Annotated in this window: 6 protein-coding genes, 1 pseudogene and 1 riboswitch; of the genes and pseudogenes, 2 read left to right on the top strand and 5 right to left on the bottom strand. The window is 73.8% G+C overall.

Going from position 1 to position 4,900, the window contains the following annotated elements:
- From B2P18_RS12760 to thiM, 4 genes and pseudogenes are all read right to left on the bottom strand, one after another.
- A pseudogene (locus B2P18_RS12760) lies at positions 1-198 on the bottom strand (thiaminase II); the annotation flags it as partial.
- A gap of 3 nt (positions 199-201) precedes the next feature.
- Complete coding sequence (gene thiD / locus B2P18_RS12765) at positions 202-1,023, bottom strand: bifunctional hydroxymethylpyrimidine kinase/phosphomethylpyrimidine kinase (RefSeq protein WP_286960457.1); 822 nt, start codon at positions 1,021-1,023, stop codon at positions 202-204.
- The gene (gene thiE / locus B2P18_RS12770) at positions 1,020-1,739 is read right to left on the bottom strand and encodes a thiamine phosphate synthase (protein ID WP_286960460.1); all 720 of its coding nucleotides are present in this window, start codon (positions 1,737-1,739) and stop codon (positions 1,020-1,022) included. The genes thiD and thiE overlap by 4 nt, the downstream gene beginning before the upstream one ends.
- On the bottom strand, positions 1,736-2,560 hold the full coding sequence (gene thiM, locus B2P18_RS12775; protein WP_286960469.1) for a hydroxyethylthiazole kinase: 825 nt from the start codon (positions 2,558-2,560) through the stop codon (positions 1,736-1,738). Before thiM ends, thiE begins: the two co-directional genes overlap by 4 nt.
- A riboswitch (TPP riboswitch) is annotated at positions 2,550-2,648 on the bottom strand. Its footprint overlaps the gene before it by 11 nt.
- A gap of 149 nt (positions 2,649-2,797) precedes the next feature.
- On the opposite strand from thiM, the gene B2P18_RS12780 reads away from it, so the two are divergent.
- Positions 2,798-3,244 carry a hypothetical protein gene (locus B2P18_RS12780; RefSeq protein ID WP_286960471.1) on the top strand — a complete coding sequence of 149 codons (447 nt, stop codon included), beginning with the start codon at positions 2,798-2,800 and terminating at the stop codon, positions 3,242-3,244.
- 22 nt (positions 3,245-3,266) lie between these two features.
- Here the strand turns inward: B2P18_RS12780 and B2P18_RS12785 are convergent, their stop codons facing one another.
- Complete coding sequence (locus B2P18_RS12785) at positions 3,267-4,061, bottom strand: exodeoxyribonuclease III (protein WP_286960472.1); 795 nt, start codon at positions 4,059-4,061, stop codon at positions 3,267-3,269.
- A gap of 48 nt (positions 4,062-4,109) precedes the next feature.
- Here B2P18_RS12785 and B2P18_RS12790 point away from each other — a divergent pair, with 48 nt between their 5' ends.
- The gene (locus B2P18_RS12790; RefSeq protein ID WP_286960119.1) at positions 4,110-4,886 is read left to right on the top strand and encodes an SDR family NAD(P)-dependent oxidoreductase; all 777 of its coding nucleotides are present in this window, start codon (positions 4,110-4,112) and stop codon (positions 4,884-4,886) included.
- Positions 4,887-4,900 lie beyond the last annotated feature (14 nt).

Below are 4,900 nucleotides of genomic sequence, written 5' to 3' on the forward strand. Positions count from 1 at the left end.
GTCGGGGTCGGTGGCCTGCCCGGCGAGGGTCGCGAGCACCCGGCCGTAGTCCGCGAGGTAGAGCGCGTCCTGCGCCATGTAGTAGGTGAAGCGCTCGCGGTCGAGCGTGCCATCGGCCAGGCCCTGCACGAACGGCAGCTCGTCGATGGCGGACCGGACGTCGGCGGTGCGAGCCCAGGCGTCGGTGGTGAAGGTCATCGGTCAGCTCCAGACGTCGTAGAAGTGGTGGACCGGGCCGTGCCCGTGCCCGACCTGCAGCTCGTCGGCGTGCCGCAGCGCCTCGGTGAGCCAGGCCTTGGCGTCGCGGCAGGTCATCTCCCAGTCGGGACGCCGTGGTCGCAGGGCCGCCAGGGCGGAGGACAGGGTGCACCCTGTCCCGTGGGTATGCCGGGTGGCCACCCACTCGGCCGTGATCAGCACCTGGCCACGGGCGTCGGCGAGCACGTCGGTGGCCAGCTCGGTGCCCGTGTGGTGACCGCCCTTGACGTAGGCGCGGCGTGCTCCGGCCGCGACGAGGGCTCGCGCCTGGTCGACCATCTCGTCGACGCTGCCGGCGGGCTCGGTGTCGAGGAGCACCGCGGCCTCGGGCAGGTTGGGGGTGATCATGCTGGCGAGCGGGACGAGCTCGCGCACGGCCGCGACGGCGGACTCGTCGAGCAGCCGGTCGCCGCTGGTCGCCACCATGACGGGGTCGAGCACGATCGGCGTCTCGTCCGCCTCCTCGGCGCGCAGCCGGTGCAGCACCCGGCCGACGGCCGCGGTGACCTCGGCGTCGGCGAGCATGCCGATCTTGACGGCTTCAGGGGTGATGTCGGCCAGCAGCGTCTCCAGCTGGGCGGTGACGAAGTCGGCGGGCACGGCGTGCACCCCGGTCACGCCCTGCGTGGACTGCGCGGTGAGCGCGGTCATGACGCACATGCCGTAGGCGCCGAGCGCGGAGAAGGTCTTGAGGTCGGCCTGGATGCCGGCGCCGCCCGAGGGATCGCTGCCGGCGATGGAGAGGACCTTGGGTGGGGCGGTCATCGCGCCTCTCCCCGAGGTCGGTCGGGTGCCTGGGCCGTATGCCGCTCCGCCGCCTCGCGCCACCGGGCCAGGAGCGTGGCCGCCGCCTCGTGGGGGTCAGCCGCGGCGCAGACGGCGCTGACGACGGCGGCCCCGTCGACGCCGGTGGCCGGGAGCAGGCCGATGCGTGACGCGTGGATGCCGCCGATGGCGACCGTCGGCCAGGGGCTGGCGGCGACGAGCGCGGCGATGCCCTCGGGGCCGGCGGGGGTCGCGGCGTCGGGCTTGGTGGCCTGCTCCCACACCGGTCCCAGGCCGAGGTAGTCGACGGTGCCCTCGGGCAGGGCCCGGGCCGCCTCGACGTGGGCGAGGGTCTGGCAGGAGAGCCCGAGGAGGCGGTCGGGACCGAGGAGCTCGCGCGCCCGCCCGGGCGACAGGTCGCTCTGGCCGATGTGGGCGCCCGCGGCCCCGGTTGCCTCGACGAGGTCGACCCGGTCGTTGACGACGACGGGGACGCCGGTGCCCTCGAGCGCCCGGATCACCGACCGCGTGAGGCGCAGGATCCGCTCGTCGTCGGCCCGGGGGTCACGCACCTGCACGAGGGTCGCGCCCCCGTCCACGGCGGCGCGGGCGACCCGCGCGACCTGGTCGTCGCCGCCGCACAGGGCCGTGTCGGTGACGAGGTAGAGCGTGAGGTCGAGATCGCGTCCCTCGAGGACGGACCGCTGACCGGTCATGAGAGCACCAGCCCGGAGGCGAGCTCGTCGGGGGTGACCAGGCTCAGCTCGTCGAGCAGCGCCACGGCGAAGCTGCCGGGCCCCCGAGCCGCGCGGGCGGCGCGCTCGGCGGCCACCGTCAGCAGCCCCGTCGCGCTCGTGGCGGCGAGCAGCGCGTCGTCGCACACGGCCGCGAAGCCCGCCATCAGGGCGCCGAGGGCGCAGCCCACCCCGGTGACCTTGGTCATCACGGGATCACCGTTGTGCACCCGGACCAGGCGCTCGCCGTCCGTGAGGTGGTCGACGGCGCCGCTGACCGCGACGACCGTGCGGCGGGAGGTGGCGAGCTCGCGGGCGCGGTCCAGGACCTCCTCGGGCGAGTCGGCGCTGTCGACCCCGCGACCTCCGAGACCGCCCAGCAGCCCCGCGATCTCGGAGGCGTTGCCGCGCACGATCGTCGGCGCGTGCAGGTCCATGAGCGAGACCGCGACCCCGGTGCGCCAGGCCAGGCCGCCGGCGGCGACCGGGTCGAGCACCCACGGCGTGCCGGCGGCCTGCGCGCCCGTGACGGCGGCCCGCATGGCGGCCGTCGTGTCGTCGTACGGCGTCCCGGTGTTGACCAGCACGCCGCCCGCGACCCGGGCGAAGGCCTCCGCCTCGTGCGGGTTGTCCACCATGGCGGGGGCGGCGCCGGCGGCCAGCAGGACGTTGGCCGTCCACTGCGCCACGACGATGTTGGTGAGGCTCTGGACCAGCGGCGTGGTGGCCCTGAGCCGGGCGAGCGCCTCGGCCACCCCGTCGGGGGTGACTGCGGTCACCGGGTCCACGGATGCGTCCGTCATACGACGTCCCTTCGCTAGCACGACCTAGATCAGGTGCGACGGGTGTGATCTCAGCCCGGCCGACGGCCAGGCACCCCGCGTCTCCTCGCACCTTAACGGACGCGGTCGACGTGTGGGCCAGGGGACCCGACGGGCCGTTGTCCACAGGCCCGGCCGTCGACGCGTGGATCCGCGTCGTCGTCCACAGGCCGAGGGCAGGGGGTGGTGCCGGGGTCCGCGGCTCGTGACGATCGCTGCATGGACACCACACCCACCACCGCTGGCATCCCGCTCACGCTCGACGAGATGCTCGAGGGACGTTCGATGCGCGACGTCACCCATCTGCGGCGAGCCATCCAGGCCACGATGCCGCCGCCCGGGCCGCGCGACCACGACGTCGCCGTCCTGATCGGCGACCTCAACGGGCATCTCGTCGCCCCCATGTCCTTCCGGGACCTGCCGTCCCCCTGCGATCCCGCCCACGTGCGAGTGCTCCTCGAGGCGGTCGCCGAGGTGGTGGGTGAGCATGCGACGGTCGCCACCCTGCTCGTGCGGCCCGGGCCGGCGCACGCGATCGCCGCCGATCGCGCGTGGCAGGAGGTCGCCCAAAGGTGCTGGCAGGAGAAAGGGGTGATCGACCTGGGGTGCTTCGTCGTCGGCACCCACGGCGTGGACCTGCTCCCCAGGCTGGAGCTCGTCGCCTGAGGCGCTGCCCGGGGCGATACCCCTAGGCGTCGAGGTCGACGATCACCGGGGCGTGGTCGCTCGCGCCCTTGCCCTTGCGCTCCTCGCGGTCGATGGACGCGCCGGTCACCCGGCTCGCGAGCGCGGGGCTCGCCAGGCAGAAGTCGATGCGCATGCCCTGCTTCTTGGGGAAGCGCAGCTGGGTGTAGTCCCAGTAGGTGTAGGTGCGGGGCTCGGACGTGTAGGGCCGGACCACGTCGGCGAAGCCCGCGGCCACCACGGCCGCGAAGGCCTCGCGCTCCGGGACCGAGACGTGCGTCTTGCCCTCGAAGAAGGCCATGTCCCAGACGTCCTCGTCCTGCGGGGCGACGTTCCAGTCACCCATGAGCGCGACCTGGGCCGCGGGGTCCTCGGCGAGCCAGCGCTCGCCGTCCGCCCTGAGCCGGGCGAGCCAGTCGAGCTTGTAGGCGTAGTGGGGGTGCCCGAGCTCGCGTCCGTTGGGGACGTAGAGCGACCAGACGCGCACCCCGTCGCACGTCGCTCCGAGCGCCCGCGCCTCGGCGACCGACTCCGGCTCGCCGTAGGTCGGCATGTGCTCGAAGCCGACCTGCACGTCGGAGAGCCCGACGCGAGAGGCGATGGCGACGCCGTTCCACTGGTTGAGGCCGTGGTGGGCGACCTCGTAGCCCGCCTGCTCGAACGGCAGCATCGGGAACTGCGCGTCCTTGCACTTGGTCTCCTGCATGGCCAGCACGTCCACGTCGTGGCGCTCGAGGAAGGCGACGACGCGGTCGACGCGGGTCCGGATGCTGTTGACGTTCCAGGTTGCGATGCGCACCTCGCCAACCTACCGGAGGCGCCTGGCCGAGCCTCTACGCTGTCGCTCATGGCAACCGCACTCGTCACCGGCGCGTCCGCCGGCATCGGCCTGGCCTTCGTCCGTGAGCTGGCCTGCCGCGGCCACGACCTCGTCCTGGTCGCCCGCAACCGCGACCGGCTGCAGGAGGTCGCCGACGACCTGCGGGACCTGCACGGCACGAGCTGCGAGATCCTCGTCGCGGACGTCGCCGAGCGCGACCAGCTGCAGCGGGTGGCCGACCGGGTCGCCGACCAGGCACGGCCTGTCGACCTCGTCGTCAACAACGCCGGCTACGGCCTCAAGACCGACTTCCTGCGCACCCCGATCGAGCGGGAGGAGCATCACCTGATGATCCACACCCGCGCGGTGCTCGTCGTGTCGCAGGCCGCGGCGCTGGCGATGCGCGAGCGGGGGCGCGGGGCCGTCGTCAACGTCTCGTCGGTGGCGTCGTTCGTGCAGATGGGGACCTACTCCGCCGCCAAGGCGTGGTGCACGACCTTCACCGAGGGCCTGGCCAACGAGCTGCAGGGCACCGGGGTCACCGCCACGGCGCTGTGCCCGGGCTTCACGCACACGGAGTTCCACCAGCGGGCCTCGATGAACATGTCCCACCTGCCCGACGCCGCGTGGCTCGACGCCGACCGGCTCGTGCAGGACTGCCTGGACGACGTCGCCCGCGGTCGTGCGCTGAGCGTGCCCGGCGGGGTCTACAAGGCCGTCGTGGGAATCGTCCAGGTGGCGCCGCGGGGGATCGTCCGCCGGGTCAGTGGGCGCCTGGCCTCGGGTCGCCGCACCGCCCGCTGAGCCCGCCCCCGCCG

The organism is Arsenicicoccus sp. UBA2120 (assembly GCF_002330965.1).
In the GTDB taxonomy this organism is placed as follows: domain Bacteria; phylum Actinomycetota; class Actinomycetes; order Actinomycetales; family Dermatophilaceae; genus Arsenicicoccus; species Arsenicicoccus bolidensis.